Below are 22,551 nucleotides of genomic sequence, written 5' to 3'. Positions count from 1 at the left end.
CTGGAATGAGGAGGCGCCGCGCTCACCGCAGTTCGATCTCGGCGATGAGGGGCAGGTGGTCCGACATGCGCGACCACACCCGCCCGTGCGGCACGTGCGCCGACACGAGCCGCAGGCCGCGCACGAAAATGCGGTCCAGGTGCAGCAGCGGCAGGCGCGATGGGTAGGTGGCCAGCCGAATGCCTTCGAAGGTGTGCAGGTCCAGCGTCGCCATGGGCCGCAGCAGCTGCGCGCCCCAGTCGTTGAAATCGCCCGCCACCACCAGCGGCGTCTCGGGCGGCACGGCGGTGGCGATGTACTGGCCCAGGCGCTGCACCTGGCGCTCGCGGCCTGCGTGCATCAGGCCGAAATGCACCACGATCACATGTACCTCGACCCCATCCACCAGCAGGTTCACATGCAGCAGGCCGCGCTGCTCGAAGCGGTGGTCGGAGACGTCGGAGTGCTGGGTGTCGATCACCGGCCAGCGCGAGAGCAATGCGTTGCCGTGCTCACCGTGGCGCGTGATGGCGTTGGTGCGGTACACCGACTCATAGCCCTCGGGCGAGAGGTAACCGGCCTGGTCCAGGTCGGGCCAGCGGGTGAACTGCTTTTCAAACTTGCGGTGGTGGCGGCGCACTTCCTGCAGACAGACGATGTCGGCGTCGAACTGTTCCACCGCGTGTGCGAGGTTGTGGATTTCCAGCCGGCGCGCAGGCCCCAGGCCCTGCACGCCTTTGTGGATGTTGTAGGTCGCGATCCGCAGGATGCTGCTCATGGGCAAATCATGCCACCAACCGGTCAGCGCGCCGGCGTGCCACCGAGGCGGGGCAGCCAGGCAATCGCTTCGGCGTTCGACGGCGAAAAGCAACGTTCAGCCGCCTCGCGCCAGGGCAGCCACAGCTGGTCACGGTGCTCACGCGGGCTCAGGCGCACCGGTGCGGCCTGGGGAATGCACAGGCCGAAGAGATGCTCGGTGTTGTGCGTGATGCCGGGCGCGTACCGGTGCCGCCATTGCGGGTAGATCTCGTACACGTTTTCCAGCGCCCAGTCGGTCAACACGTGGCCAGGCGCGCTCGCGTCCAGCCCGGTTTCCTCCATCACCTCGCGCACCGCGGTCGCTTCAAAGGCCTCGTCCTCGGTGTCCTTGGAGCCGGTGACCGATTGCCAGTAGCCGGGCGCATCGGCGCGCTCGATCAGCAGCACCTGCAGGGCCGGGGTATGAATCACCACCAGCACCGATTGCGGGATCTTCACGGAACGGGCAGGTTTAACGGCGGCGGCGGGCCGACGGCGGTGGCGGCGACACGGCCCGTGGGGCGCGCAAACGCTGCACCAGCTTCCACGCCGACCACAGTCGCATGCCCAGGCCCACCGCGCGTCGCGGCCGCCACAGGGTCAGCAGCAAGGGAGCCGCGACCGCCGCCAAAGGATGGCTGCGCAGCCAGAGCCAGCCGTCCTGAATGCGGTCGATCCAGGTGAGCGCCGGTTGCACGCCCCGCAGTTCCTCGGTGATCAGCTCGCGCAGCACGGCCGAACGCTGTACCAGCCGTTCGCGCCGCCGCGCCAGCAGGTCCGCGCGGGGTGGGTTCACACGTCCTCCTCTTTCGCCGCGCGCAGGCTCTCGCGGTCCTGCTTGAGTTCTTCCACGCTGGCCGAGAACAGCCGCGTGCCCGAGCGCACGCGCTCACGTGCAAGCCAGGCAGCGATCGCGCCCGAGCCGAGGAACAGCGCCGTGAAGATGCCCAGCGGCAGCAGGCGGTGGGTGTCCCACAAGGCCACGGTGATGAAGAGCGCGAGCAAGACCACGCCCAGGCTGAGAAAGGCCACCGCCACCGCGCCGTAGACCAGCAGGGCGCCGACACGCAGCACCTCCTCCTGGGCTTCGATGCTGAACAGCTCCAGCCGCAGCTGCGCCATTTCCAGCACGGTGGACACCAGCCCCTTGAGGGACGACGACAGGCGCTGCGGCGTGGCCATGGAGGCGTTCGCCCGGCTCAGCGGCGGCTGATGAGCATGCCGACCAGCAGGCCCACACCGGCGGCGGCGCCGATGGCGGACCAGGGGTGATCGTGCACGTAGTCGTCGGTGGCGCGCGCCATTTCAGCCGTGCGCTCCTTGATCACGGCCTCGGCGTCCGCCAGCTTGTGGCGCGCCTCGCGCAGGTTTTCGCTGATGCGCTCGCGCAACTCAACCACCTTGCCTTCGGTCTGGTGGGCGGTGGCTTGCATGAGTTCCTCCGCATCACCGATCACGCGCTGCAGGTCGGCCACGAGTTTGTCTTTGTCGGCCAGGGTATGTTCACGAATCTTGGGCATGAGGCACTCCTTTTAAAAGTTCATGGTAACAAAGGGGGTGCGGCAGATGGCCGCCAGCTGTGCGCAAGCGACCCTTTGAGACAAGAAAAAAGGGCGCCTTCCGGCGCCCCTTTCAGAATCGTCTGACAGACCGTTCGCGTCAGGCGGATTTGGCCAGGTCCACGTTGCGCAGACGGATGTGCAACTCGCGCAGCTGCTTCTCGTCCACCGGGCTCGGGGCCTGGGTCAGCAGGCACTGGGCGCGCTGGGTCTTGGGGAAGGCGATCACGTCGCGGATCGACTCGGCGCCGGTCATGAGCGTGACGATGCGGTCCAGGCCGAAGGCCAGACCGCCGTGAGGCGGCGCGCCGTACTGCAGCGCGTCGAGCAGGAAGCCGAACTTGAGCTGGGCTTCTTCGGGCGTGATCTTGAGCGCGTCGAACACCTTCTGCTGCACCGCAGCGGTGTGGATACGCACCGAACCGCCGCCGATTTCCCAGCCGTTGAGCACCATGTCGTAACCCTTGGCGATGCATTTCTCGGGCGCAGTCACCATCCAGTCTTCGTGGCCGTCCTTCGGCGCGGTGAAGGGGTGGTGCACGGCCGTCCAGCGGTCGGCTTCCTCGTCGTGTTCGAACATCGGGAAGTCGACCACCCACATCGGCGCCCAGCGGCTTTCGAACAGGCCGTTCTTCTTGCCCAGCTCGCTGTGGCCGATCTTCAGGCGCAGCGCGCCAATGGCGTCGTTGACGACCTTGGCCTTGTCGGCGCCGAAGAAGATGATGTCGCCGTCCTGCGCGCCGGTGCGCGAGAGGATGTCGGCCACGGCCTTGTCGTGCAGGTTCTTCACGATCGGGCTTTGCAGGCCGTCGCGGCCTTCGGCCACGTTGTTGACCTTGATCCAGGCCAGGCCCTTGGCGCCATAGATCTTGACGAAATCGGTGTAGGCGTCGATCTCGCTGCGGCTGATGTCGGCGCCGCCGCGCACGCAGAGGGCCACCACGCGGCCCCCCTTCATGGTGGCGGGGGCGGAGAAGACCTTGAAGTCCACGTCGGCCATCACGTCGGTGAGTTCGGTGAACTCGAGCTTGACGCGCAGGTCCGGCTTGTCGGAGCCGAAGCGGTGCATGGCTTCGCTGTACGCCATGATCGGGAACTCGCCCAGGTCCACGCCCAGCGTGTTCTGGAACACCGTCTTGATCATGCCCTGGAACATGTCGCGGATGTCTTCCTCGGTCAGGAACGAGGTTTCGATATCGATCTGCGTGAATTCGGGCTGGCGGTCGGCGCGCAGGTCTTCGTCGCGGAAGCACTTGGTGATCTGGTAGTAGCGGTCGAAGCCGGCCACCATCAGCAACTGCTTGAACAGCTGCGGCGACTGCGGCAGCGCGAAGAAGTGGCCGTCGTGCACGCGGCTGGGCACGAGGTAGTCGCGCGCGCCTTCGGGCGTGCTCTTGGTGAGCATCGGCGTTTCGATGTCGATGAAGCCGTTGGCGTCGAGGAACTTGCGCACTTCCATGGCCACGCGGTAGCGCAGCATCAGGTTGTTCTGCATGTAAGGGCGGCGCAGGTCGAGCACGCGGTGCGTGAGGCGCGTGGTTTCCGACAGGTTTTCGTCGTCGAGCTGGAACGGCGGCGTCACCGAGGCGTTGAGCACTTTGAGTTCGTGGCACAGCACCTCGATCTGGCCGCTCTTGAGCTTGTCGTTGGTGGTGCCGGCGGGGCGCGCGCGCACCAGGCCGGTAACCTGCACGCAGAACTCGTTGCGCACGTCCTCGGCGGTCTTGAACATGTCGGCGCGGTCGGGGTCGCACACCACCTGCACATAACCTTCGCGGTCGCGCAGATCGATGAAGATCACGCCACCGTGGTCGCGGCGGCGGTTGACCCAGCCGCACAGCTGAACGGTTTGGCCCAGTTGGGCTTCGGTCACCAGACCGCAATAGTGGGTACGCATCGCCATGTCGATTCTTCTTTCGTCGTCAGGATAGGGAGGTGATGGCGCCATCGGCAGCCACCTTGAGTTGGACGTTCTTGGGGCCACCGGGCACGATCACGCCCATGGACACGATGTAGGTCAGCGCTTCGTCCACGCTCATGGCCAGCTCCACGCACGCGCTTTTGCGCAGCATGACGAAGTAGCCACCCGTGGGGTTGGGCGTGGTGGGCACGTAGACGCTGAGAAATTCGTCGTGCTCGCCCGCACCGGGCATGCCCTGCAGGTGCTCCAGCACCTCGCCGGCCGGCGCACCGGTCAGGAAAGCGATGGTCCACATGCCGTCGTGCGGCCATTGCACCAGCAAGGCCTTGCGAAAGGCATTGCCCTTCTCGGAAAACAGCGTGTCGGACACCTGTTTGACGCCCGAGTAGATCGAACGCACGACCGGGATGCGGTGCAGCAGCGCGTGCCACCAGCTCACCAGCTTGTTGCCAATGATGTTGGACGCCAGCGCGCCGATCGAGAGCACCACCACCAGCGCGAACACCACGCCCAGGCCGGGAATGTGGATGCCGAGAAACTGGTCGGGCTGCCAACTCGTGGGCAGGATGCGCAGGGTCTGGTCCAGCGTGCTCACCACCCACTCCAGCACCCACAGCGTGATGATCAGGGGCACCAGGACGAGCAGGCCCGAGAACAGCCATTTGCGCAAAGAGGGCATGTGGCGGCGCTCAGGAGGCCGAAGACGGCGGCGCGGCAGCAGCAGGGGCTGCAGCGGCCGGCGCGGGCGCCGGGCTCGCTGCGGCAGGGGCCGCGGCATCGCCTGCTGGCTTGCTGGCGGTTTCTGCCGCGCCGGCTGCGGGCGTGGTGGCGGCTGGCTTGTTGCCTTCGCGGAAGTCGGTGACGTACCAGCCCGAGCCCTTGAGCTGGAAGCCGGCGGCGGTCAGTTGCTTCTTGAAGCTGGCCTGACCGCAGGCCGGACAGACGCTGAGCGGGTCGTCGGACATTTTCTGCAGCACGTCCTTGGCATGGCCGCAGGACTCGCACTTGTAGGCGTAAATAGGCATGGCGTGGACCGGAATGAGGGCTGGAGCGCCGCAGGAGAATCGGATTCCGGGCGGCGCCGGGCGTTCCCGTGCGGGACGTGGAACAAAACCGGGCATTATAAATTGAGGGGGTGACCCCTGTGCGCCAGGTGTCGGCGCGTCCCCGCCCCTTGCGGACCTACCAGAGCCGCACGCGCAGCAGCACCTGCATCACGATCAGGCCCAGCAGAAAACCGACGCCACCGTAGACGATGCCCTGCAACAGGCGGTTGGTGCGGCGTTGTTCGGTCAGCAGGGTGTTGAGTTCGCGCCGCAGCTCGTGCGGTTTGTGCTGCAGGTAGTCGTGCAGCAGGCGCGGCAGCGCGGGCAGCAGCTTGGCGTATTGCGGGGCTTCGGCCTTGAGCTGCTCCAGCAGCTTTTGCGGGCCGATCTGTTCGACCATCCATTTTTCGAGAAACGGCTTGGCTGTGCTCCAGAGGTCGAGCTCGGGGTCGAGCTGGCGCCCCAGTCCTTCGATGTTGAGCAGCGTTTTCTGCAGCAGCACCAGTTGCGGCTGGATTTCCACGTGGAAACGCCGCGAGGTCTGGAACAGGCGCATGAGCACCATGCCGAGCGAGATTTCCTTCAGCGGCCGGTCGAAGTAAGGTTCGCACACAGCGCGGATCGCCGACTCCAGCTCGTCCACCCGCGTTTCGGCCGGCACCCAGCCGGACTCGATGTGCAGCTCGGCCACGCGTTTGTAGTCGCGCCGGAAAAACGCCGTGAAGTTCTGCGCCAGGTATTCCTTGTCGAACTCGGTGAGCGTGCCGACGATGCCGAAGTCCAGCGAGATGTAGCGCCCGAAGGTGGCCGGCGCGGTGCTCACCTGGATATTGCCGGGGTGCATGTCGGCGTGGAAGAAGCCGTCGCGGAACACCTGGGTGAAGAAGATCGTGACGCCGTCGCGCGCGAGCTTGGGAATGTCCACGCCCAGGTCGCGCAAGTCGCCCACCCGGTTGATCGGGATGCCGTCCATGCGCTCCATCACCATCACGTCGGTGTGGCAATAGTCCCAGAGCATTTCCGGGATCAGCACGAGTTCCAGGCCCTGCATGTTGCGGCGCAGTTGCGCCGCGTTCGAGGCCTCGCGCAGCAGGTCGAGCTCGTCGTGCAGGTACTTGTCGAACTCGGCCACCACCTCGCGCGGCTTGAGGCGCTTGCCGTCGGCCGACAGCCGTTCCACCCAGCCGGCCATCATGCGCATGAGGCTGAGGTCCTTGTCGATCACCGTCCGCATGTTGGGCCGCAGCACCTTCACCGCGACCTCACGCCCCCCGTGGCGACCATCCAGCAGGGTGGCGAAGTGCACCTGGGCCACCGAGGCGCTGGCCACGGGCACCTGGTCGAAGTGCAGGAACACGCTGGACAGGGGTTTGCCGAAAGCGCGCTCGATGGTGGCCACCGCCACGGCGCTGGGAAACGGCGGCACGCGGTCCTGCAGCATGGCCAGTTCGTCGGCGATGTCGGGCGGCAGCAGGTCGCGCCGGGTCGAGAGCACCTGGCCGAATTTCACGAAGATCGGGCCGAGCCGCTCCAGTGCCTCGCGCAGGCGCGCGCCGCGGGGCGCATGGAGATTGCGGCCGATGGAGACGATGCGCGTCAGCAGGCGCAGGGCCGGACGCTCGAAGCTGGAGAGCACCAGCTCGTCCAGGCCGTACCGCAAAACCACCCAGACGATGTAGACGCCGCGAAAGAGCCGGCTCATGCCGCGGACCCGTCCGCAGGCGGGGGCGCGGTCGTCGGGCTGGTCGGTGCGGCGGCACCGGGGCGCGCGGGCAGGCGGCTCACGAAGGCTTTGACCGCCTCCGCCGCCGAGCGGGCAAAGCGCGCCAAGGTGTGCGCGGGCGCGTCGCCCACCATGCGCGAGAGGTCCTCCTCGACATCCCAGCGCACGTTGTCCACCAGCCAGGCCACCTCGGCCGCCAGTTGCACGTCACCCTGGATGTCCACGCCGGGTTTCTGCCCGGCCAGCACGCTCTGGGCCATCGCCAGGGGCGAGGTTTGGGTGAGGGTGACGCTCAGCTCGGGTGTCGCACCGGGCGCGCAGCGCTCCAGCAGGCCGGCCGCGGTGGGCGCGAGCGTGAGGTGAAAGTCGCCCCACTGGATGCGCACGGGCTTGCCTTTCTGGCGGCGCAGGCGGTCCTGGGCGGCCTTCTCCTGCATGAGCACGTGGTTGAGAAAGAGAACCACGCGGTTCTGCAACTCATCGACCATCCATTCGGGCGGGCGGATCGCACCCAGGAGCGATTGCAGGAAGTTCACAGGAGCGGCCGTGCCGGGCCCGGAAGAAGAATCGGGTGGTGCATTTTTCATGACCACCCGATTTTGACGGATAAAGCGATGGGCGGCGCCAAGGCCGCCCTGTGTCGGCGTTACTGCAGCGCCTGCACGCCCGCGACCAGCCAGCCACCCGGACCGTTCTTGGGTCGGGTGATGTTCCAGACCTCGCGGAACGGGTTGGGGCCGGCGGACACGTCTTCACGGATCATGCCGGAGAACTCCACGCTGGCCATGTACTCGTCGTGCAGTTCCTCGATGCCGAGCAGTTTCGCTTCCAGCATGACGACTTCGGTCTTGTTCGAACCACCCGCATGCTCGCGCTCGGCCAACTGGCCACGGATCTGCTCAAGCATGTCGTCGGTCATCATGGCCCGCAGCGCGGGAATGTCGGAACGGTCCCAGGCGTCTTGCAGGCTCACGAAGTTGCCTTTGGATGCCTTGAGGAAACCCTCGGCATCAAAGCCCTCGGGCACGCCCCAGGACTGGCTGCCTTGCAAAGCGGCGCCAATCATCGAGCCGCCACCCGCGCGGTGGTCGAGCCCGGCCGGACCGCTGCGCTCCCAGGGCCGGGCCGACGCGTCGTTGCCGACGTTGTGCTCCTTGTAACCCTGGGGGGTGAGCGGGTTGAACTGGCTTTGGCCCGCGCCTTGACCCTGGTAGGCCATCGTGGGAGCTGCCGGCGTCCGTCGGCGCATCACCATGCCGATCACGGCCATGACCACCACGGCCAGCAGCGCGAACATCAGGAACTGGGCAAAGCCTTCGCCGAAGCCCATCGCATTGGCCAGCCAGGCCAGGCCAAGGCCAGCGGCCAGGCCACCCAGCATGGCGCCCCAAGGGCGCTTGGGCGCGGCAGCAGCCGGATTGGCCGTGGCGGGACGGGCAGCGGCATTCTGGGTCGGGGACTGCTGGGGGGTGGCATTCTGTGTCGGCGGCGTGCTGCTGCGCTGCTGCGTCACATTGCCCGACTGCTTACCGAACGAGCCACCACCACCCATGCGCTTGGCGAAAACGTCCTGGGCGCTCAGTGCCATCGCGCACACCAGCAACACGGACCACAACTTGTTCATCTCATTGCCTCCTTCAGATATTGAAACCAATCCCAACAAACACACTTCAACTTCAACACTTGATGCCCACATGCAGCGCCACCACACCGGCGCTGAGGTTGTGCACATCCACGTGGCCGAAGCCGGCCCCGCGCATCATCTGCCTCAGTTCTTCCTGCCCTGGATGCATGCGGATGGATTCGGCGAGGTAGCGGTAGCTCTCCTCGTCGCCGGCCACCAGCTTGCCCAGTTTGGGCAGCACGTTGAACGAATACCAGTCATAGGCCTTTTCGAGCGGCTTCGCTACCCGGGAAAACTCCAGCACCAGCAATTTGCCGCCGGGCTTGAGGGTCCGATGCATCTCGGCCAGCGCAAGTTCCTTGTGCGTCATGTTGCGCAGACCAAACGCCACGGACACAAAATCAAACGATTCGTTTGCGAAGGGCAGCTTCTCGGCGTCGCACACCATCGTGGGTAGCACCACGCCCAGGTCGAGCAGGCGCGTGCGGCCTTCGCGCAGCATGGCTTCGTTGATGTCGGTGTGCACCACGCGGCCGCTGGGGCCGACCTTGCGGGCAAAGGCGAGCGAGAGGTCACCGGTGCCGCCCGCGATGTCGAGCACCTGGTCGCCCGGCTGCGGGTTGGCCACGGTGAGCGTGTAGCGCTTCCAGATGCGGTGCAGGCCGGCCGACATGAGGTCGTTCATCACGTCGTACTTGGGCGCGACCGAGTCGAACACGCCGCGCACGCGCCGCGCCTTCTCGCTTTCGTCGACGTTCTTGAATCCGAAGTGGGTGGAGGCCATGGTGTGATGATGTCCTGACGTCAGTGGCTGCCGCAGGCGGAACCGCCCTTTTCCGGCATGGGGGCATCGCGCTCGACGCCGGCCGCCTTCAGGCGCGCGTCGTAGTCGGCCCACAACTCAGATTGCTTCGACCCCAGGAAATACAAGTAGTCCCAGGAAAAGATACCGCTGCTGTGGCCGTCGGAGAACGTGGGCTGCACCGCGTAGTTGCCCACCGGTTCCAGCGCCACGATGTCCACGCCGCGCTTGCCGGTCTGCAGCACCTCCTGGCCCTTGCCGTGGCCCTGGACTTCGGCCGACGGCGAGTAGACCCGCATCAGTTCGAACGGGATCCTGAACTCGCTGCCGTCGGAAAACCCCACTTCCAGCACGCGCGACTGCTGGTGCAGCGTGATCGACAGCGGCGTGGGGGTGTCTTTGTTAAGTCCTGCCATGGAGGGAGCGTATCAGTTCCCCACGCGGTGCAACGCGCGGCGGGGATGTTTCGTTCAGCCCTTCAGACCAGCACGCGCTCGATGCCACCCTGGTTGGCTTTCGCCACGTAGTCCGGCATCCAGTCTTCGCCGAGGATCTGGCGCGCCATCTCGACCACGATGTAGTCGGCCTCCAGCAGCCCCGATTTGAGGTCGTCGCCATACCGGCTGAGGCCTTGCAGACAGCTCGGGCACGAGGTGAGGATCTTCACGTTGTCGTTCGCGCCGACGGCGCCCGACTCGCGCAGGGCGGCCTCGCCCTTCTGGATTTCCTCTTCCTTGCGGAAACGGATCTGGGTCGAAATGTCGGGCCGGGTCACGCCCAGCGTGCCCGATTCACCGCAGCAGCGCTTGCTCTCCATCACCTTGTCGCCCATCAGCGCCTTGACCGTCTTCATCGGGTCTTGCAGCTTCATGGGCGTGTGGCAGGGGTCGTGGTACAGGTAACCACCCTGCCCGGCTGGCAGCGTGATGCCCTTTTCCAGCAGGTATTCGTGGATGTCGATGATGCGGCAGCCGGGGAAGATCTTGTCGAACTCGTAGCCCTGGAGCTGGTCGTAGCAGGTGCCGCAGCTCACCACCACGGTCTTGATGTCGAGGTAGTTCAGCGTGTTGGCCACGCGGTGGAAGAGCACCCGGTTGTCGGTGATCATCTTCTCCGCCTTGTCGAACTGGCCGCTGCCGCGCTGCGGGTAGCCGCAGCACAGGTAGCCCGGTGGCAACACGGTCTGCACGCCGGCATGCCAGAGCATGGCCTGCGTGGCCAGGCCGACCTGGCTGAACAGGCGCTCCGAGCCGCAGCCCGGGAAATAGAACACCGCCTCGGTTTCCGCGTTGGTCGCGGCCGGGTTGCGGATGATCGGCACGTAGTCCTTGTCTTCGATATCCAGCAAGGCGCGCGCGGTTTTCTTGGGCAGACCACCGGGCAGCTTCTTGTTGATGAAGTGGATCACCTGTTCCTTGATCGGCGCGGTGCCCACGGTGGCGCGCGGCGCGGCGGTCTGCTTCTTCGCGAAGCCCTTGAGGAAATCGTGCGCCAGGCGCTGGGCCTTGAAGCCCACGCCCACCATCGCGCTGCGGGCCAGCTTGATGGTTTCCGGGTTGGTCGCGTTGAGCATGAACATGGCCGCGGCATTGCCCGGGCGGAAGCTCTTCTGGCCCATCTTGCGCAACAGGTTGCGCATGTTCATGGTCACGTCGCCAAAGTCGATCTTGACCGGGCACGGGCTCAGGCACTTGTGACAGACCGTGCAGTGGTCGGCCACGTCCTCGAACTCTTCCCAGTGCTTGATGCTGATGCCACGCCGCGTCTGCTCTTCGTACAGGAAGGCCTCGACCAGCAACGAGGTCGCCAGGATCTTGTTGCGCGGCGAGTACAGCAGGTTGGCGCGCGGCACATGCGTGGCGCACACCGGCTTGCACTTGCCGCAGCGCAGGCAGTCCTTGATGCTGTCGGCGATGTCGCCGATATCGCTGCGCTGCATGATGATCGACTCGTGCCCCATCAGCCCGAAGCTGGGCGTGTAGGCGTTGGTCAGGTCGGCGCTGCGCAGGCTGGGGTCGCCGGCCGGCCCTTCGCGCAGCAGCTTGCCCTTGTTGAAGCGGCCTTCCGGGTCGACGCGCTGCTTGTAGTCGGCGAACGGCTGCAGCTCCTCGTCGGTCAGGAATTCCAGCTTGGTAATGCCGATGCCGTGCTCGCCCGAGATCACGCCGTCCAGGCTGCGCGCCAGCACCATGATGCGCGCCACCGCCTCGTGGGCGGTCTGCAGCATTTCGTAGTCGTCGCTGTTGACCGGGATGTTGGTGTGCACGTTGCCGTCGCCGGCGTGCATGTGCAGCGCCACCCAGACGCGGCCCTTGAGCACGCGCTTGTGAATGGCGCTGATTTCGGCCAGCAGCGGACCGAAGGCCGCACCGGTGAAGAGGTTTTGCAGCGGCGCGCGGATCTGCGCCTTCCAGCTCGCGCGCAGGCGGTGGTCCTGCAACTGCGGGAACAGCGTGTCGACGTCGCGCAGCCAGCCGGCCCATTGCGCGCGCACCTCGCGCACCAGCGACAAGGCCTGCTGCACGCGGTCTTCGAGCAGTTCCGCGCTAGGAATGTCGTTGGCGTCGTCGGTCTTGCCCAGCGGCAGGTTGCCCTTGGCGAAGAACGACTCCAGCGCGTCGGCCAGCTTGATCTTGTTGCGCAGCGAGAGCTCGATGTTGATGCGTTCGATGCCCTCGGTGTACTCGCCCATGCGCGGCAGCGGGATCACCACATCTTCGTTGATCTTGAAGGCGTTGGTGTGCTTGCTGATGGCCGCGGTGCGCTTGCGGTCGAGCCAGAATTTCTTGCGTGCTTCGGCGCTGATGGCCACGAAGCCTTCGCCACTGCGCGAGTTGGCCAGGCGGATGACTTCGCTGGTGGCGCGCGCCACGGCGTCGGCGTCGTCGCCCACGATGTCGCCCACGAGCACCATCTTGGGCAGGGTGCCGCGCTTGCTCTTGGTGGCGTAGCCCACGGCCTTGAGGTAGCGGTCGTCCAGGTGCTCCAGGCCGGCCAGGATGGCGCCGCCGGGGCGCTTCATCTCGGCGAACATGAAGTCCTTGATGTCGACGATGGACGGCACGCAATCCTTCGGGTTACCGAAGAACTCCAGGCACACCGTGCGCACATGGTCCGGCATGCGGTGCACCAGCCAGCGGCCGCTGGTGATGAGGCCGTCACAGCCTTCCTTCTGGATGCCGGGCAGGCCGCTCAGGAACTTGTCCGTCACGTCCTTGCCCAGTCCTTCCTTGCGGAAGGTCTTGCCGGGGATCACGAGCTGTTCGGTGCGCACCGGGGTTTTGCCGTCGGACTCGAAGTACTTCAGTTCGAAGGTGGCCACCTCGGCGTCGTGGATCTTGCCCAGGTTGTGGTCCAGGCGCGTGACTTCCAGCCACTGGGCCTGCGGCGTAACCATGCGCCACGAAATCAGGTTATCCAGCGCCGTGCCCCAGAGCACGGCTTTCTTGCCGCCGGCGTTCATGGCGATGTTGCCGCCCACGCACGAGGCTTCGGCCGAGGTCGGGTCGACCGCGAATACGTGGCCCGCACGCTCGGCGGCGTCGGCCACGCGCTGGGTCACCACACCGGCTTCGGTCCAGACGGTGGGCAGGGGCTTGTCGTGCCCGGGCACCTGCACCCATTCCACCTCGGTCATGGCCTCGAGCTTTTCGGTGTTGATCACCGCGCTCTTCCAGGTCAGCGGGATCGCGCCGCCGGTGTAGCCGGTGCCGCCCCCACGCGGGATGATGGTCAGGCCGAGCTCGAAGCAGCCTCTGACCAGCAAGGCCATTTCGGTCTCGGTGTCGGGCGTGAGCACCACGAAGGGGTACTCGACGCGCCAGTCGGTCGCGTCGGTCACGTGCGAAACGCGCGAGAGGCCGTCGAACTTGATGTTGTCCTTGGCGGTCAGCTTGCGCAGGGCCTTGGTGGCGCGCTGGCGCAGCGCGGCCATGTCTTCAAACGAGCGGGCGAACTGGTCGACCGCCGCACGGGCTGCGACCAGCAGCTCTTCCACCAGACCGTCGCGCAGCGCGTCGTCGTTCGGGGTGCGGCGCTTCTGCACCTCGCCCAGGCGGTGGTGCAAGGCATCCACCAGCTGCTGGCGGCGCTTGGGGCTGTCGAGCAGGTCGTCCTGCAGATAGGGGTTGCGCTGCACCACCCAGATGTCGCCCAGCACCTCGTACAGCATGCGCGCCGAGCGCCCGGTGCGGCGTTCCCCGCGCAGGTCGTCCAGCAGGCTCCAGGCCCGCTCGCCCAGCAGACGCAGGACGATTTCGCGGTCGGAGAAGGAGGTGTAGTTGTAGGGAATCTCGCGCAAGCGCGGCGCGTCATCGGTGGGGGTGGCGAGCAGCGAAAGCGGAGTGGGTGCGTTCATTTGTGGGGATCAGTCGCCTGCATGACAGCGGCGATCCCAGAATGGTACCGCAGCGCAACATACCCCCCGTCCCCCTGTGGAAACCCTGTTGTCACATGCCGTGAACACATGTGCAATGGTTTTGACATATCCCGTCCCTACGCTGCCTGTTTTCAATACCCACAAGGAGCACCCATGCACAAGCGTTTACTTCCTCTGGCCAGCGCCCTGGCGTTCGCCGTCTTGATGAGCGGCCCGGCCCATGCCCAGACAGAAGTCCAATGGTGGCATTCCATGGGCGGCGCCCTCGGCGAGTGGGTCAATGACCTGGCCAAGGACTTCAATGCCAGCCAGAAGGACTACAAGGTCACCCCGACCTTCAAGGGCAGCTACGCCGAGTCCATGACGGCCGGCATCGCTGCCTACCGCGCCGGCAACGCGCCGCACATGATCCAGGTGTTCGAAGTGGGCACGGCCACCATGATGGCCGCCAAGGGCGCCACCATTCCGGTCGCCAAGGTCATGACCGACGCCGGCCTGAAATTCGACCCCAGCGTCTACGTGCCGGCCGTGTCGGGTTACTACACGGCCCCCAACGGCCAGATGCTGAGCTATCCGTTCAACAGCTCCACGCCCGTCTTCCACTACAACAAGGACGCGTTCAAGGCCGCCGGCCTGGACCCGGAGAAGCCACCGACCACCTGGCCCGAAGTGGCGCTGACCGCAGCCAAGCTCAAGGCCTCGGGGCACAAGTGCCCGTTCACCACCAGCTGGATCAGCTGGACCCAGCTGGAGTCCTTCTCGGCTTGGCACAACGTGCTGTACTCCACCAAGAACAACGGTTTCGGCGGCACCGACACGCGCTTGGCGATCAACACGCCGCTGCACGTGCGCCACATCGAAAACCTGGCCAACATGGCCAAGAGCGGTCTGTTCGTCTACAAGGGCCGCGAGAACAAGGCTGACGCCACCTTTGTGTCCGGCGAATGCGCCATGGCGACCGCCTCGTCGGCCCTGGCCGGCAGCGTCAAGCGCAACGGCAAGTTCGGCTACGGCACCGGCACGCTGCCCTACTACCCCGACGTTCCGGGCGCGCCCCAGAACACCGTGATCGGCGGCGCCAGCGTGTGGGTGATGGCCGGCAAGAAGCCCGAGGAATACAAGGCCGTGGCCGCTTTCCTGAACTACCTGTCCAAGCCCGAAGTAGCGGCCGCCAGCCACCAGCGCACCGGCTACCTGCCCGTGACCAAGGCTTCGTTCGATCTGACCGAAAAATCCGGCTTCTACAAGCAGAATCCGGGCGCCGATGTGTCGGTCAACCAGATGATCCGCAAGACGACCGATAAGTCGCGCGGCGTTCGACTGGGCAACTTCGTGCAGATCCGCACCATCATCGACGAGGAACTCGAAGGCGTGTGGCAAGGCAGCAAGGAGCCCAAGGCGGCGCTGGACAACATCGTCAAGCGCGGCAACGAACAGCTCGAGCGCTTCGAGAAAGCCAACAAGTCCTGAGACAGGCCTAGCGGCCGGCGGCCCTCTGAAGGGCCGCTTTTCGTTTGACAAAATAGCTGCTGACCCACATGGTGCTGGTGTGAGCAGCTATTGCTTTTGTAGCCTCCTATGGAAAAACGAGTTCTCTTCAAATCCGCCTGGCTGCCCTGGGTGCTGATCGCGCCGCAGATGGCGATCATCCTGGTGTTCTTCTTCTGGCCTGCCGGCCAGGCGCTGTACCAGAGCGTGCTGCTGGAAGACGCCTTTGGCGCCACCCGCGAATTCGTCGGCCTGGACAACTTCCGCCGCCTGTTCTCCGATCCGGCCTACCTGGACTCGTTCCGCGTCACGGCGATCTTCTCCGCGCTGGTCGCCGTCGGCGGGCTGTCGCTGGCGCTGCTGCTGGCAGTCATGGCCAACCGTGTCGTGCGCGCGGCGGGCATCTACAAGACGCTGCTCATCTGGCCCTACGCGGTCGCGCCCGTGGTGGCCGGCGTGTTGTGGCTGATGATGTTCGCCTCGCCCTACGGCGTGATCCGGTATGCCTTGATCGAGATGGGTTTCGAATGGAACCACCTGCTCAATGGCAACCACGCCATGGCGCTGATCGTCATGGCGTCCATCTGGAAGTACATCTCCTACAACTTCCTGTTCTTCCTTGCCGGCCTGCAGTCGATTCCCCATTCGCTGATCGAGGCCGCCACCATCGACGGCGCGTCGCCCTGGAAACGCTTCTGGAGCATCGTGTTCCCGCTGCTGTCGCCCACCACGTTCTTCCTGCTGGTCATCAACGTCGTGCACGCGTTCTTTGAGACCTTCGCCATCGTCGACGCCGCCACCAACGGCGGTCCGGGCAAGGACACATCGATCCTGGTCTACAAGGTCTACTACGACGGGTTCAAGGCGCTGGACATCAACGGCTCGGCCGCGCAGTCGGTGGTGTTGATGGTGATCGTCGTCGCGCTCACGGTGATCCAGTTCAAGTTCGTCGAGAAAAAAGTGCACTACTGAAATGATCCAGCGCAATCCCATCCTCGATTTCATCTCGCACGCGATCCTCATCCTCGGGGTGGTCGTCGTGTTCTTCCCGATCTACGTCACCTTCATCGGCTCGACCCAGACCGCCGAGCAGATCCTCAGCAGCAACCCGATCTCGCTGCTGCCCGGCAGCAACATCGTGGAAAGCTACCGGTTCGCGCTGTTCGGCGGGAAGACCGAGGCCGGCGCCACCGTAGCCCCGGCCCTGCCCATGATGGGCATCAGCCTGGCCAGCGCGTTGATCATCGCCATCGGCAAGATCGCCATCTCGCTGCTGTCGGCATTTGCCATCGTGTATTTCCGCTTTCCGTTCAAGAACATCGTGTTCTGGATGATCTTCGTCACGCTGATGCTGCCGGTGGAAGTGCGCATCGGGCCGACGTACCAGGTCGTCTCGGACCTGCGCATGCTCAACAGCATGTCCGGCCTGACTATTCCGCTGATCGCATCGGCCACGGCCACCTTCCTGTTCAGGCAATTCTTCATGACGGTACCTGACGAGCTGGTGGAGGCCGCACGCGTCGACGGCGCCGGGCCGATGCGGTTCTTCAAGGACGTGCTGCTTCCGCTGTCCAAGACGTCCATGGCCGCGCTGTTCGTGATCCAGTTCATCTACGGCTGGAACCAATACCTGTGGCCCCTGCTGGTGACCACCGACGAAAGGATGTACCCCATCGTCATGGGGATCAAGCGCCTGATCTTCGGCGAGGTCTACATCGAGTGGAACGTGGTGATGGCCACCGCCATCCTGGCGATGCTGCCGCCGGCCATCGTGGTAATGCTGATGCAGAAGTGGTTCGTCAAGGGCCTGGTCGATACGGAAAAGTAAGAGAAGAAAAATGGCATCTATTCAACTGAAAAACGTCGTCAAGAAGTACGGCAAGGGCAAGCAGGAACTGCAGGTCATCCACGGCGTCAATGCCGGAATCAGCAACGGCGAGTTCATCGTCATCGTCGGCCCTTCCGGCTGCGGCAAGTCCACCCTGCTGCGCATGGTGGCCGGCCTGGAAGAGATCAGCGGCGGCGAGATCTGGATCGGCGACCGCGTGGTCAACCAGCTGGAACCAGCCGAGCGCGACATCGCGATGGTGTTCCAGAACTACGCGCTCTACCCGCACATGACCGTGTTCGACAACATGGCCTACGGTTTGAAGATCAAAAAGGTGCCGATAGCCGAGATCAAGCAGCGCGTGGACAAGGCCGCCGGCATCCTGGAGCTGGGCCATTTGCTCGCCCGCAAGCCGCGCGAGCTCTCGGGCGGCCAGCGCCAGCGCGTGGCCATGGGCCGCGCCATCGTGCGCCAGCCCCAGGTCTTCCTGTTCGACGAACCACTCTCCAACCTCGACGCCAAGCTGCGCGCCCAGACCCGGCTGGAAATCCAGAAGCTGCACCGCGAACTCGGCATCACCTCGCTCTTCGTCACGCACGACCAGGTGGAGGCGATGACACTGGCCGAACGCATGATCGTCATGAATGCCGGCAACATGGAGCAGTTCGGCACGCCCGAAGAGATCTATTCGAAACCCGCCACCACCTTCGTGGCGAGTTTCATCGGTTCGCCGCCCATGAACCTGCTCAAGCACGCGCCCGGTGGGCGGCCCGGCAGCATCCTGGGCATCCGGCCCGAGCACCTGGACATCGGCACCGAAGGCTGGGCGTTGCAAGTGGAAACCGTGGAACTGCTGGGCGCCGAGCGCCTGGTGCACGCGCGGCTGGGCGACGAGGCGCTGATCATCCGCACCCACGAAGACCAGGGCGCACCCGCCATCGGCAGCACCATCCACGCCAAGCCGCGCGAAGACCGCCAGCACTGGTTCAACGCCGAGACGGGCCGCCGGGAATGAGCGGGGACTGGCCCTACCCGTGCTGGGTTGCGCACCGGGGCGCCGGCAAACTCGCCCCCGAAAACACCCTCGCCGCTTTTCGCCTAGGCGCCTCGCATGGCTACCGCATGTACGAATGCGACGCCAAGCTCAGCGCCGATGGCGTGGTCTTCCTGCTGCACGACGCCACGCTGGAGCGCACCACCAATGGCACGGGCACGGCGGGCGACCAGCCCTGGAGCACCCTGAGCCAGCTCGACGCGGGCGGCTGGCACTCGCGGGCCTACGCGGGCGAGCCGCTGGCCACGCTGGAGGGCGTGGCGCGCCATTGCCAGGCCAACGGCCACTGGCTCAACATCGAAATCAAACCCACGCCGGGTACCGAACTCGCCACCGGCTGCGCCGTGGCAGAGGCTGCGGCGCGGCTGTGGGCGAACGATGCCGCACACGCCCCGTTCCTCACCTCGTTCCAGCCCGACGCGCTCCGTGGCGCACAGGAAACCGCGCCGCACCTGCCGCGCGGGTTGCTGCTGGACACGTTGAGGGACGGCTGGATGGGCGTGGCGCAGTCGCTCAGCTGCGTGGCCGTGGTGTGCAACCACGCGCTGTGGGACACGAGCACCGTGGCCCAGGCAAAGGCCGCAGGCCTGCGCACCCTGGCCTACACCGTGAACGACGAATGGGCCGCGGAACGGCTGCTGAACCTGGGCCTGGACGGCATCATCACCGACCGCGTCGACCTCTTCCGACCCAGCCGCGGCTGACGGCGGGGTGCGCTCAGCGTCGGTGCAACCACCAAGCCAACGTGCCTTGCACGGCCACCAGGGCCGCATAGGTCGCGATCTTGCCGTCGCGCTCGAAGAACACCAGCCCCGCCAGCAGCACCACCACACCGGCCACGACCAGCATGAAAGCCTCCAGGCGGGCGCCCTGCCGGGCCCGGCCAGCGCGGCGCAGGCGCGGCACGGTCCACAGGATCAGCGCCAGGAATAGAGCGGGGGCGATGAAGCCGGCGATGTGCCCCAGGAAGGCCAATGGTGTCATTCGAAAAGGGCAAGGGCGTGCATAAGCGTTCAATTTTATAATCGCCCCCATGTCTGTCTGGGCCCTCGGCATCAACCACAACACAGCGCCGCTCGATCTGCGGGGCCGCTTTGCGTTTGCGCTCGACCAGATCCAGCCCACGCTCAACGGCTACCGCCAAAGCCTTTCGCGCCAGTTGGAGGCCACGCTGCTGTCCACCTGCAACCGCACCGAACTCTATGGCGCGGGCGACCAGTCGGCCGTGGGCCCCACGCTCGACTGGCTGGCCCAGACCGGTGGCGTGAGCGGCGACGTGCTGCGCGACCACGCCTACGTGCTGCGCGACGACGAAGCCGCCCGCCATGCCTTTCGCGTGGCCAGCGGGCTGGACAGCATGGTGCTGGGCGAAGCGCAGATCCTGGGCCAGATGAAAGACGCCGTGCGCGCCGCCAGCGATGCGGGCGCGCTGGGCACCACCTTGCACCAGTTGTTCCAGCGCTCGTTCGCCGTGGCCAAGGAAGTGCGCAGCTCGACCGAAATCGGCTCCCATTCCATCAGCATGACCGCCGCCGCCGTGCGGCTGGCCTCGCAACTGTTCGAAGACCTGCGCGACATCAAGGTGCTGTTCGTCGGCGCGGGCGACATGATCGAGCTGGCCGCCACGCATTTCGCGGCCAAGAACCCCAAGGGCATGTCCATCGCCAACCGCACGCTGGAACGCGGTGAAAAACTCGCCGGCCGCCTGGGCGCCGAGGTCATGCGCCTGGCCGATGTGCCGGACCGCCTGCACGAATTCGACGCCGTCATCAGCTGCACCGCCAGCACCTTGCCCATCATCGGTCTGGGCGCTGTCGAGCGCGCGCTGAAGAAGCGCCGCCATCGCCCGATGTTCATGGTCGATCTGGCCGTTCCGCGCGACATCGAGGCCGAAGTCAAGGACCTGCCCGACGTGTATCTGTACACCGTGGACGACCTGGCCACGGTCGTGCAGACCGGCAAGGAACACCGCCAGGCCGCCGTGGCCCAGGCCGAAGCCATCATCGATGCGGGCGTGCTCAGCTTCATGCACTGGATGGAGCAGCGCGACCCCGCCCACGGCGTGGTGCCGCTGATCCAGCAAATCAACGCCCAGGCCGACGTGTGGCGCGCGGCCGAAATGGCGCGCGCGCGCCGGCTGCTCGCCAAGGGTGAACCGGTGGAGGCCGTGCTCGAAGCGTTCTCGCGCGGCCTCACGCAGAAGATGCTGCACGGCACCCTGGCCGAACTGCACACCGGAGACGTCGCCACGCGCGCCGCCACCGCGCAGACCGTCTCGCGCCTGTTCCTGCGCGACGAACTGCCCAAACCCCCGCGCGACGCGCACAACTAGCTGAGCTGGCCCGCTGCGGTGGCGTGCGGGCGCGAACCCGTGCCGCCGTGCCGGGCCGTTGATCCCCTATGAAACCCTTCGTCCGTGACACCCTGCTGCGCCAGCGAGCCCGCCTGCACGAGCTCGATGCCCTCTTGTCCGCGCCCGACGTGGTCGACCAGATGGACCGCTTTCGCGCGCTCAGCCGCGAGCACGCCGAGGCATCGTCCATCGTCGAGGTGTTCAACTGCTACCTGCAGCGCGAGGCCGATCTGAGTTCGGCCAAGGAGTTGTTGAGCGACCCGGACATGGCCGACATGGCGCAGGAGGAAATCCACGCCGCCGAGGCCGACATGGAACAGCTCGACACCGAACTGCAGCAACTCCTGCTGCCCAAGGACCCGGACGACGAGCGCAACGCGTTCGTGGAAATTCGCGCCGGCACGGGCGGCGACGAATCGGCCCTGTTCGCCGGCGACCTCGCGCGCCTGTACACGCGCTACGCGGAAAAGCAGCGCTGGCAGGTGGAGACCGTGAGCGAATCGCCCAGCGAACTCGGTGGCTACAAGGAAGTGGTGCTCCGCGTGGCCGGCCCCGGCGCGTATGGGCGGCTTCGTTTCGAGTCCGGCGGCCACCGCGTGCAGCGCGTGCCCGCCACCGAAACCCAGGGCCGCATCCACACCAGCGCCGCCACCGTCGCCGTAATGCCCGAGCCCGACGAAACCCAGGCGGTGCAGCTCAACCCGAGCGAACTGCGCATCGACACCTACCGCGCCAGCGGCGCGGGCGGCCAGCACATCAACAAGACCGACTCCGCCGTGCGCGTGACCCACCTGCCCACCGGCATCACCGCCGAATGCCAGGATGGCCGCTCGCAGCACAGCAACAAGGCCAAGGCACTGCAAGTGCTCACCGCGCGCCTGCAGGAGAAAGACCGCAGCGAACGCGCCGCGGCAGAAGCCGCGACGCGCAAGGGACTGATCGGCAGCGGCGACCGCAGCGACCGCATCCGCACCTACAACTTCCCGCAAGGCCGCATCACCGACCACCGCATCAACCTCACGCTCTACAAAGTGCTGCAGGTGATGGAGGGTGATCTGGACGAAATGATCCATGCGCTGCAGGTGGCGCGCGGCACCGAGCTGCTGGCCGAGCTCGAACAGCGCAACGGCGCATGACGTCCACCTCTCTGCGTGACGCCCTCGCGCAACTGCAGCGCGACGGCATAGACCGCACCGACGCGCACATGCTGTTGTTGCTGGCGTTGCAGCACAGTCCGTACGATCGCGCCTGGCTGATGGCACACGATGCCGACACATTGACCGCCGATGCCGCTCAACGCCTGAGCGATCTGGCGCAACGCCGCCAACGCGGCGAGCCCATGGCCTACCTGCGCGGCGACCAGGAGTTCTTCGGCCTCACGCTCCAGGTCGACGCCCGCGTGCTCGTGCCGCGCCCCGACACCGAAACGCTGGTGACGTGGACGATCGAGCAACTGGATCAAATGCCACAGCCCGCCCGCGTGCTCGATCTGGGCACCGGCAGCGGCGCGATCGCGCTGGCCATCAAGGCCGAACGCCCAGCGGCCGCCGTGTTCGCCACCGACGCCAGCGACGACGCCCTGCAGGTGGCGCAAGCGAATGCCCAACGGTTGGGCCTGACCGTGAGCTTCCATGCCGGCGCCTGGCTGGCAGCCGTGCCGGGCCAGCGCTTCGACCTCATCGCCAGCAACCCGCCCTATATCGCCGACGCCGACCCGCACATGGCCGCGCTCGGGCACGAACCCCGCTCGGCCCTCACCGCAGGCGCCGACGGCCTGGACGATCTGCGCGCCATCGTCGCCAACGCGCCCGAGGCCTTGCAACCGGGCGGCTGGCTGCTGCTCGAACATGGCCACGACCAGGCGGTGGCGGTCTGTGCCCTGCTTCAGGCCGCCGGATTCGAACACGTCGGCAGTCGCGACGACCTCGCGGGCATTGCCCGCTGCAGCGGCGGCCAGTGGCCACAAGCGCGATAATGTGGGCCGTTTCCGGGTCGACC

At 66.0% G+C, this 22,551-nt stretch carries 23 protein-coding genes; 8 read left to right on the top strand and 15 right to left on the bottom strand.

The window, feature by feature from the left end:
* Nucleotides 1-22 precede the first annotated feature (22 nt).
* The 14 genes from FFS09_RS05670 to FFS09_RS05605 form a co-directional block, all read right to left on the bottom strand.
* Nucleotides 23-757: an endonuclease/exonuclease/phosphatase family protein gene (locus tag FFS09_RS05670; RefSeq protein WP_137917885.1), complete on the bottom strand. Its 735-nt coding sequence runs from the start codon at nucleotides 755-757 to the stop codon at nucleotides 23-25.
* 23 nt (nucleotides 758-780) lie between these two features.
* Nucleotides 781-1,236 carry a dihydroneopterin triphosphate diphosphatase gene (gene nudB, locus FFS09_RS05665; protein ID WP_137917884.1) on the bottom strand — a complete coding sequence of 152 codons (456 nt, stop codon included), beginning with the start codon at nucleotides 1,234-1,236 and terminating at the stop codon, nucleotides 781-783.
* Nucleotides 1,237-1,249: 13 nt separating this feature from the next.
* Nucleotides 1,250-1,573, bottom strand: a complete 324-nt coding sequence (locus FFS09_RS05660) for a YqjK family protein (protein ID WP_137917883.1) — start codon at nucleotides 1,571-1,573, stop codon at nucleotides 1,250-1,252.
* Nucleotides 1,570-1,959, bottom strand: a complete 390-nt coding sequence (locus tag FFS09_RS05655) for a phage holin family protein (protein WP_137917882.1) — start codon at nucleotides 1,957-1,959, stop codon at nucleotides 1,570-1,572. The genes FFS09_RS05660 and FFS09_RS05655 overlap by 4 nt, the downstream gene beginning before the upstream one ends.
* Before the next feature lie 17 nt (nucleotides 1,960-1,976).
* The gene (locus tag FFS09_RS05650) at nucleotides 1,977-2,297 is read right to left on the bottom strand and encodes an ElaB/YgaM/YqjD family protein (RefSeq protein ID WP_137917881.1); all 321 of its coding nucleotides are present in this window, start codon (nucleotides 2,295-2,297) and stop codon (nucleotides 1,977-1,979) included.
* A 139-nt stretch (nucleotides 2,298-2,436) separates the two neighbouring features.
* Nucleotides 2,437-4,239: an aspartate--tRNA ligase gene (aspS, locus tag FFS09_RS05645; protein ID WP_137917880.1), complete on the bottom strand. Its 1,803-nt coding sequence runs from the start codon at nucleotides 4,237-4,239 to the stop codon at nucleotides 2,437-2,439.
* A gap of 19 nt (nucleotides 4,240-4,258) precedes the next feature.
* On the bottom strand, nucleotides 4,259-4,936 hold the full coding sequence (locus tag FFS09_RS05640) for a DUF502 domain-containing protein (RefSeq protein WP_137917879.1): 678 nt from the start codon (nucleotides 4,934-4,936) through the stop codon (nucleotides 4,259-4,261).
* Between the two features lie 10 nt (nucleotides 4,937-4,946).
* Entirely contained in the window at nucleotides 4,947-5,282 is a 336-nt protein-coding gene (locus FFS09_RS05635) for an FmdB family zinc ribbon protein (protein ID WP_137917878.1), read from the bottom strand.
* Nucleotides 5,283-5,439: 157 nt separating this feature from the next.
* A complete protein-coding gene (gene ubiB / locus FFS09_RS05630) occupies nucleotides 5,440-7,005 on the bottom strand; it encodes a ubiquinone biosynthesis regulatory protein kinase UbiB (protein ID WP_137917877.1) in 1,566 nt (521 codons plus the stop codon).
* Nucleotides 7,002-7,613 (bottom strand): ubiquinone biosynthesis accessory factor UbiJ, encoded by a 612-nt coding sequence (locus FFS09_RS05625; RefSeq protein WP_137917876.1) that lies wholly within the window; start codon nucleotides 7,611-7,613, stop codon nucleotides 7,002-7,004. Before FFS09_RS05625 ends, ubiB begins: the two co-directional genes overlap by 4 nt.
* A gap of 59 nt (nucleotides 7,614-7,672) precedes the next feature.
* Nucleotides 7,673-8,650 carry a Tim44 domain-containing protein gene (locus FFS09_RS05620; protein ID WP_137917875.1) on the bottom strand — a complete coding sequence of 326 codons (978 nt, stop codon included), beginning with the start codon at nucleotides 8,648-8,650 and terminating at the stop codon, nucleotides 7,673-7,675.
* A gap of 52 nt (nucleotides 8,651-8,702) precedes the next feature.
* A complete protein-coding gene (gene ubiE / locus FFS09_RS05615; RefSeq protein ID WP_137917874.1) occupies nucleotides 8,703-9,434 on the bottom strand; it encodes a bifunctional demethylmenaquinone methyltransferase/2-methoxy-6-polyprenyl-1,4-benzoquinol methylase UbiE in 732 nt (243 codons plus the stop codon).
* A 20-nt stretch (nucleotides 9,435-9,454) separates the two neighbouring features.
* Nucleotides 9,455-9,868 carry a gamma-butyrobetaine hydroxylase family protein gene (locus FFS09_RS05610; RefSeq protein WP_137917873.1) on the bottom strand — a complete coding sequence of 138 codons (414 nt, stop codon included), beginning with the start codon at nucleotides 9,866-9,868 and terminating at the stop codon, nucleotides 9,455-9,457.
* A 62-nt stretch (nucleotides 9,869-9,930) separates the two neighbouring features.
* Nucleotides 9,931-13,809 carry a DUF3683 domain-containing protein gene (locus FFS09_RS05605; protein ID WP_137917872.1) on the bottom strand — a complete coding sequence of 1,293 codons (3,879 nt, stop codon included), beginning with the start codon at nucleotides 13,807-13,809 and terminating at the stop codon, nucleotides 9,931-9,933.
* Between the two features lie 174 nt (nucleotides 13,810-13,983).
* On the opposite strand from FFS09_RS05605, the gene ugpB reads away from it, so the two are divergent.
* The 5 genes from ugpB to ugpQ all read left to right on the top strand — a co-directional run bounded on the left by ugpB (nucleotide 13,984) and on the right by ugpQ (nucleotide 18,904).
* Complete coding sequence (gene ugpB / locus FFS09_RS05600; RefSeq protein ID WP_137917871.1) at nucleotides 13,984-15,300, top strand: sn-glycerol-3-phosphate ABC transporter substrate-binding protein UgpB; 1,317 nt, start codon at nucleotides 13,984-13,986, stop codon at nucleotides 15,298-15,300.
* 108 nt (nucleotides 15,301-15,408) lie between these two features.
* Nucleotides 15,409-16,290 carry a sn-glycerol-3-phosphate ABC transporter permease UgpA gene (gene ugpA, locus FFS09_RS05595; RefSeq protein ID WP_137917870.1) on the top strand — a complete coding sequence of 294 codons (882 nt, stop codon included), beginning with the start codon at nucleotides 15,409-15,411 and terminating at the stop codon, nucleotides 16,288-16,290.
* Between the two features lies 1 nt (nucleotide 16,291).
* Entirely contained in the window at nucleotides 16,292-17,146 is an 855-nt protein-coding gene (gene ugpE, locus FFS09_RS05590) for a sn-glycerol-3-phosphate ABC transporter permease UgpE (RefSeq protein WP_137917869.1), read from the top strand.
* Between the two features lie 10 nt (nucleotides 17,147-17,156).
* The gene (gene ugpC, locus FFS09_RS05585) at nucleotides 17,157-18,161 is read left to right on the top strand and encodes a sn-glycerol-3-phosphate ABC transporter ATP-binding protein UgpC (RefSeq protein ID WP_137917868.1); all 1,005 of its coding nucleotides are present in this window, start codon (nucleotides 17,157-17,159) and stop codon (nucleotides 18,159-18,161) included.
* Complete coding sequence (gene ugpQ, locus FFS09_RS05580) at nucleotides 18,158-18,904, top strand: glycerophosphodiester phosphodiesterase (RefSeq protein ID WP_137917867.1); 747 nt, start codon at nucleotides 18,158-18,160, stop codon at nucleotides 18,902-18,904. Before ugpC ends, ugpQ begins: the two co-directional genes overlap by 4 nt.
* Nucleotides 18,905-18,917: 13 nt before the next feature.
* On the opposite strand, the gene FFS09_RS05575 is transcribed toward ugpQ, so the two are convergent.
* On the bottom strand, nucleotides 18,918-19,184 hold the full coding sequence (locus tag FFS09_RS05575) for a hypothetical protein (RefSeq protein WP_137917866.1): 267 nt from the start codon (nucleotides 19,182-19,184) through the stop codon (nucleotides 18,918-18,920).
* A gap of 49 nt (nucleotides 19,185-19,233) precedes the next feature.
* Here FFS09_RS05575 and hemA point away from each other — a divergent pair, with 49 nt between their 5' ends.
* The 3 genes from hemA to prmC all read left to right on the top strand — a co-directional run bounded on the left by hemA (nucleotide 19,234) and on the right by prmC (nucleotide 22,528).
* Nucleotides 19,234-20,532 carry a glutamyl-tRNA reductase gene (gene hemA, locus FFS09_RS05570; protein ID WP_137917865.1) on the top strand — a complete coding sequence of 433 codons (1,299 nt, stop codon included), beginning with the start codon at nucleotides 19,234-19,236 and terminating at the stop codon, nucleotides 20,530-20,532.
* Between the two features lie 68 nt (nucleotides 20,533-20,600).
* Nucleotides 20,601-21,689, top strand: coding sequence for a peptide chain release factor 1 (gene prfA / locus FFS09_RS05565; RefSeq protein ID WP_137917864.1), 1,089 nt, complete (start codon nucleotides 20,601-20,603; stop codon nucleotides 21,687-21,689).
* Nucleotides 21,686-22,528, top strand: coding sequence for a peptide chain release factor N(5)-glutamine methyltransferase (gene prmC, locus FFS09_RS05560; RefSeq protein ID WP_137917863.1), 843 nt, complete (start codon nucleotides 21,686-21,688; stop codon nucleotides 22,526-22,528). The genes prfA and prmC overlap by 4 nt, the downstream gene beginning before the upstream one ends.
* The last annotated feature ends 23 nt before the right edge of the window (nucleotides 22,529-22,551 follow it).

Origin of the sequence: Hydrogenophaga sp. 2FB (assembly GCF_005503365.1) — a bacterium.
GTDB lineage: Bacteria > Pseudomonadota > Gammaproteobacteria > Burkholderiales > Burkholderiaceae_C > Hydrogenophaga.
Note: the sequence above shows the minus strand (reverse complement) of the source record. Positions and strands in the feature narration are given on the sequence as shown.

Bases quoted from the DNA above. Each gene is read 5' to 3' on its own strand.
- FFS09_RS05670 (WP_137917885.1), bottom strand. From the start codon at position 757: ATGAGCAGCATCCTGCGGATCGCGACCTACAACATCCACAAAGGCGTG.
- FFS09_RS05655 (WP_137917882.1), bottom strand. From the start codon at position 1,959: ATGGCCACGCCGCAGCGCCTGTCGTCGTCCCTCAAGGGGCTGGTGTCC.
- FFS09_RS05650 (WP_137917881.1), bottom strand. From the start codon at position 2,297: ATGCCCAAGATTCGTGAACATACCCTGGCCGACAAAGACAAACTCGTG.
- aspS (WP_137917880.1), bottom strand. From the start codon at position 4,239: ATGGCGATGCGTACCCACTATTGCGGTCTGGTGACCGAAGCCCAACTG.
- FFS09_RS05640 (WP_137917879.1), bottom strand. From the start codon at position 4,936: ATGCCCTCTTTGCGCAAATGGCTGTTCTCGGGCCTGCTCGTCCTGGTG.
- FFS09_RS05635 (WP_137917878.1), bottom strand. From the start codon at position 5,282: ATGCCTATTTACGCCTACAAGTGCGAGTCCTGCGGCCATGCCAAGGAC.
- ubiB (WP_137917877.1), bottom strand. From the start codon at position 7,005: ATGAGCCGGCTCTTTCGCGGCGTCTACATCGTCTGGGTGGTTTTGCGG.
- FFS09_RS05625 (WP_137917876.1), bottom strand. From the start codon at position 7,613: ATGAAAAATGCACCACCCGATTCTTCTTCCGGGCCCGGCACGGCCGCT.
- FFS09_RS05620 (WP_137917875.1), bottom strand. From the start codon at position 8,650: ATGAACAAGTTGTGGTCCGTGTTGCTGGTGTGCGCGATGGCACTGAGC.
- ubiE (WP_137917874.1), bottom strand. From the start codon at position 9,434: ATGGCCTCCACCCACTTCGGATTCAAGAACGTCGACGAAAGCGAGAAG.
- FFS09_RS05610 (WP_137917873.1), bottom strand. From the start codon at position 9,868: ATGGCAGGACTTAACAAAGACACCCCCACGCCGCTGTCGATCACGCTG.
- FFS09_RS05605 (WP_137917872.1), bottom strand. From the start codon at position 13,809: ATGAACGCACCCACTCCGCTTTCGCTGCTCGCCACCCCCACCGATGAC.
- ugpB (WP_137917871.1), top strand. From the start codon at position 13,984: ATGCACAAGCGTTTACTTCCTCTGGCCAGCGCCCTGGCGTTCGCCGTC.
- ugpA (WP_137917870.1), top strand. From the start codon at position 15,409: ATGGAAAAACGAGTTCTCTTCAAATCCGCCTGGCTGCCCTGGGTGCTG.
- ugpE (WP_137917869.1), top strand. From the start codon at position 16,292: ATGATCCAGCGCAATCCCATCCTCGATTTCATCTCGCACGCGATCCTC.
- ugpC (WP_137917868.1), top strand. From the start codon at position 17,157: ATGGCATCTATTCAACTGAAAAACGTCGTCAAGAAGTACGGCAAGGGC.
- ugpQ (WP_137917867.1), top strand. From the start codon at position 18,158: ATGAGCGGGGACTGGCCCTACCCGTGCTGGGTTGCGCACCGGGGCGCC.
- FFS09_RS05575 (WP_137917866.1), bottom strand. From the start codon at position 19,184: ATGACACCATTGGCCTTCCTGGGGCACATCGCCGGCTTCATCGCCCCC.
- hemA (WP_137917865.1), top strand. From the start codon at position 19,234: ATGTCTGTCTGGGCCCTCGGCATCAACCACAACACAGCGCCGCTCGAT.
- prfA (WP_137917864.1), top strand. From the start codon at position 20,601: ATGAAACCCTTCGTCCGTGACACCCTGCTGCGCCAGCGAGCCCGCCTG.
- prmC (WP_137917863.1), top strand. From the start codon at position 21,686: ATGACGTCCACCTCTCTGCGTGACGCCCTCGCGCAACTGCAGCGCGAC.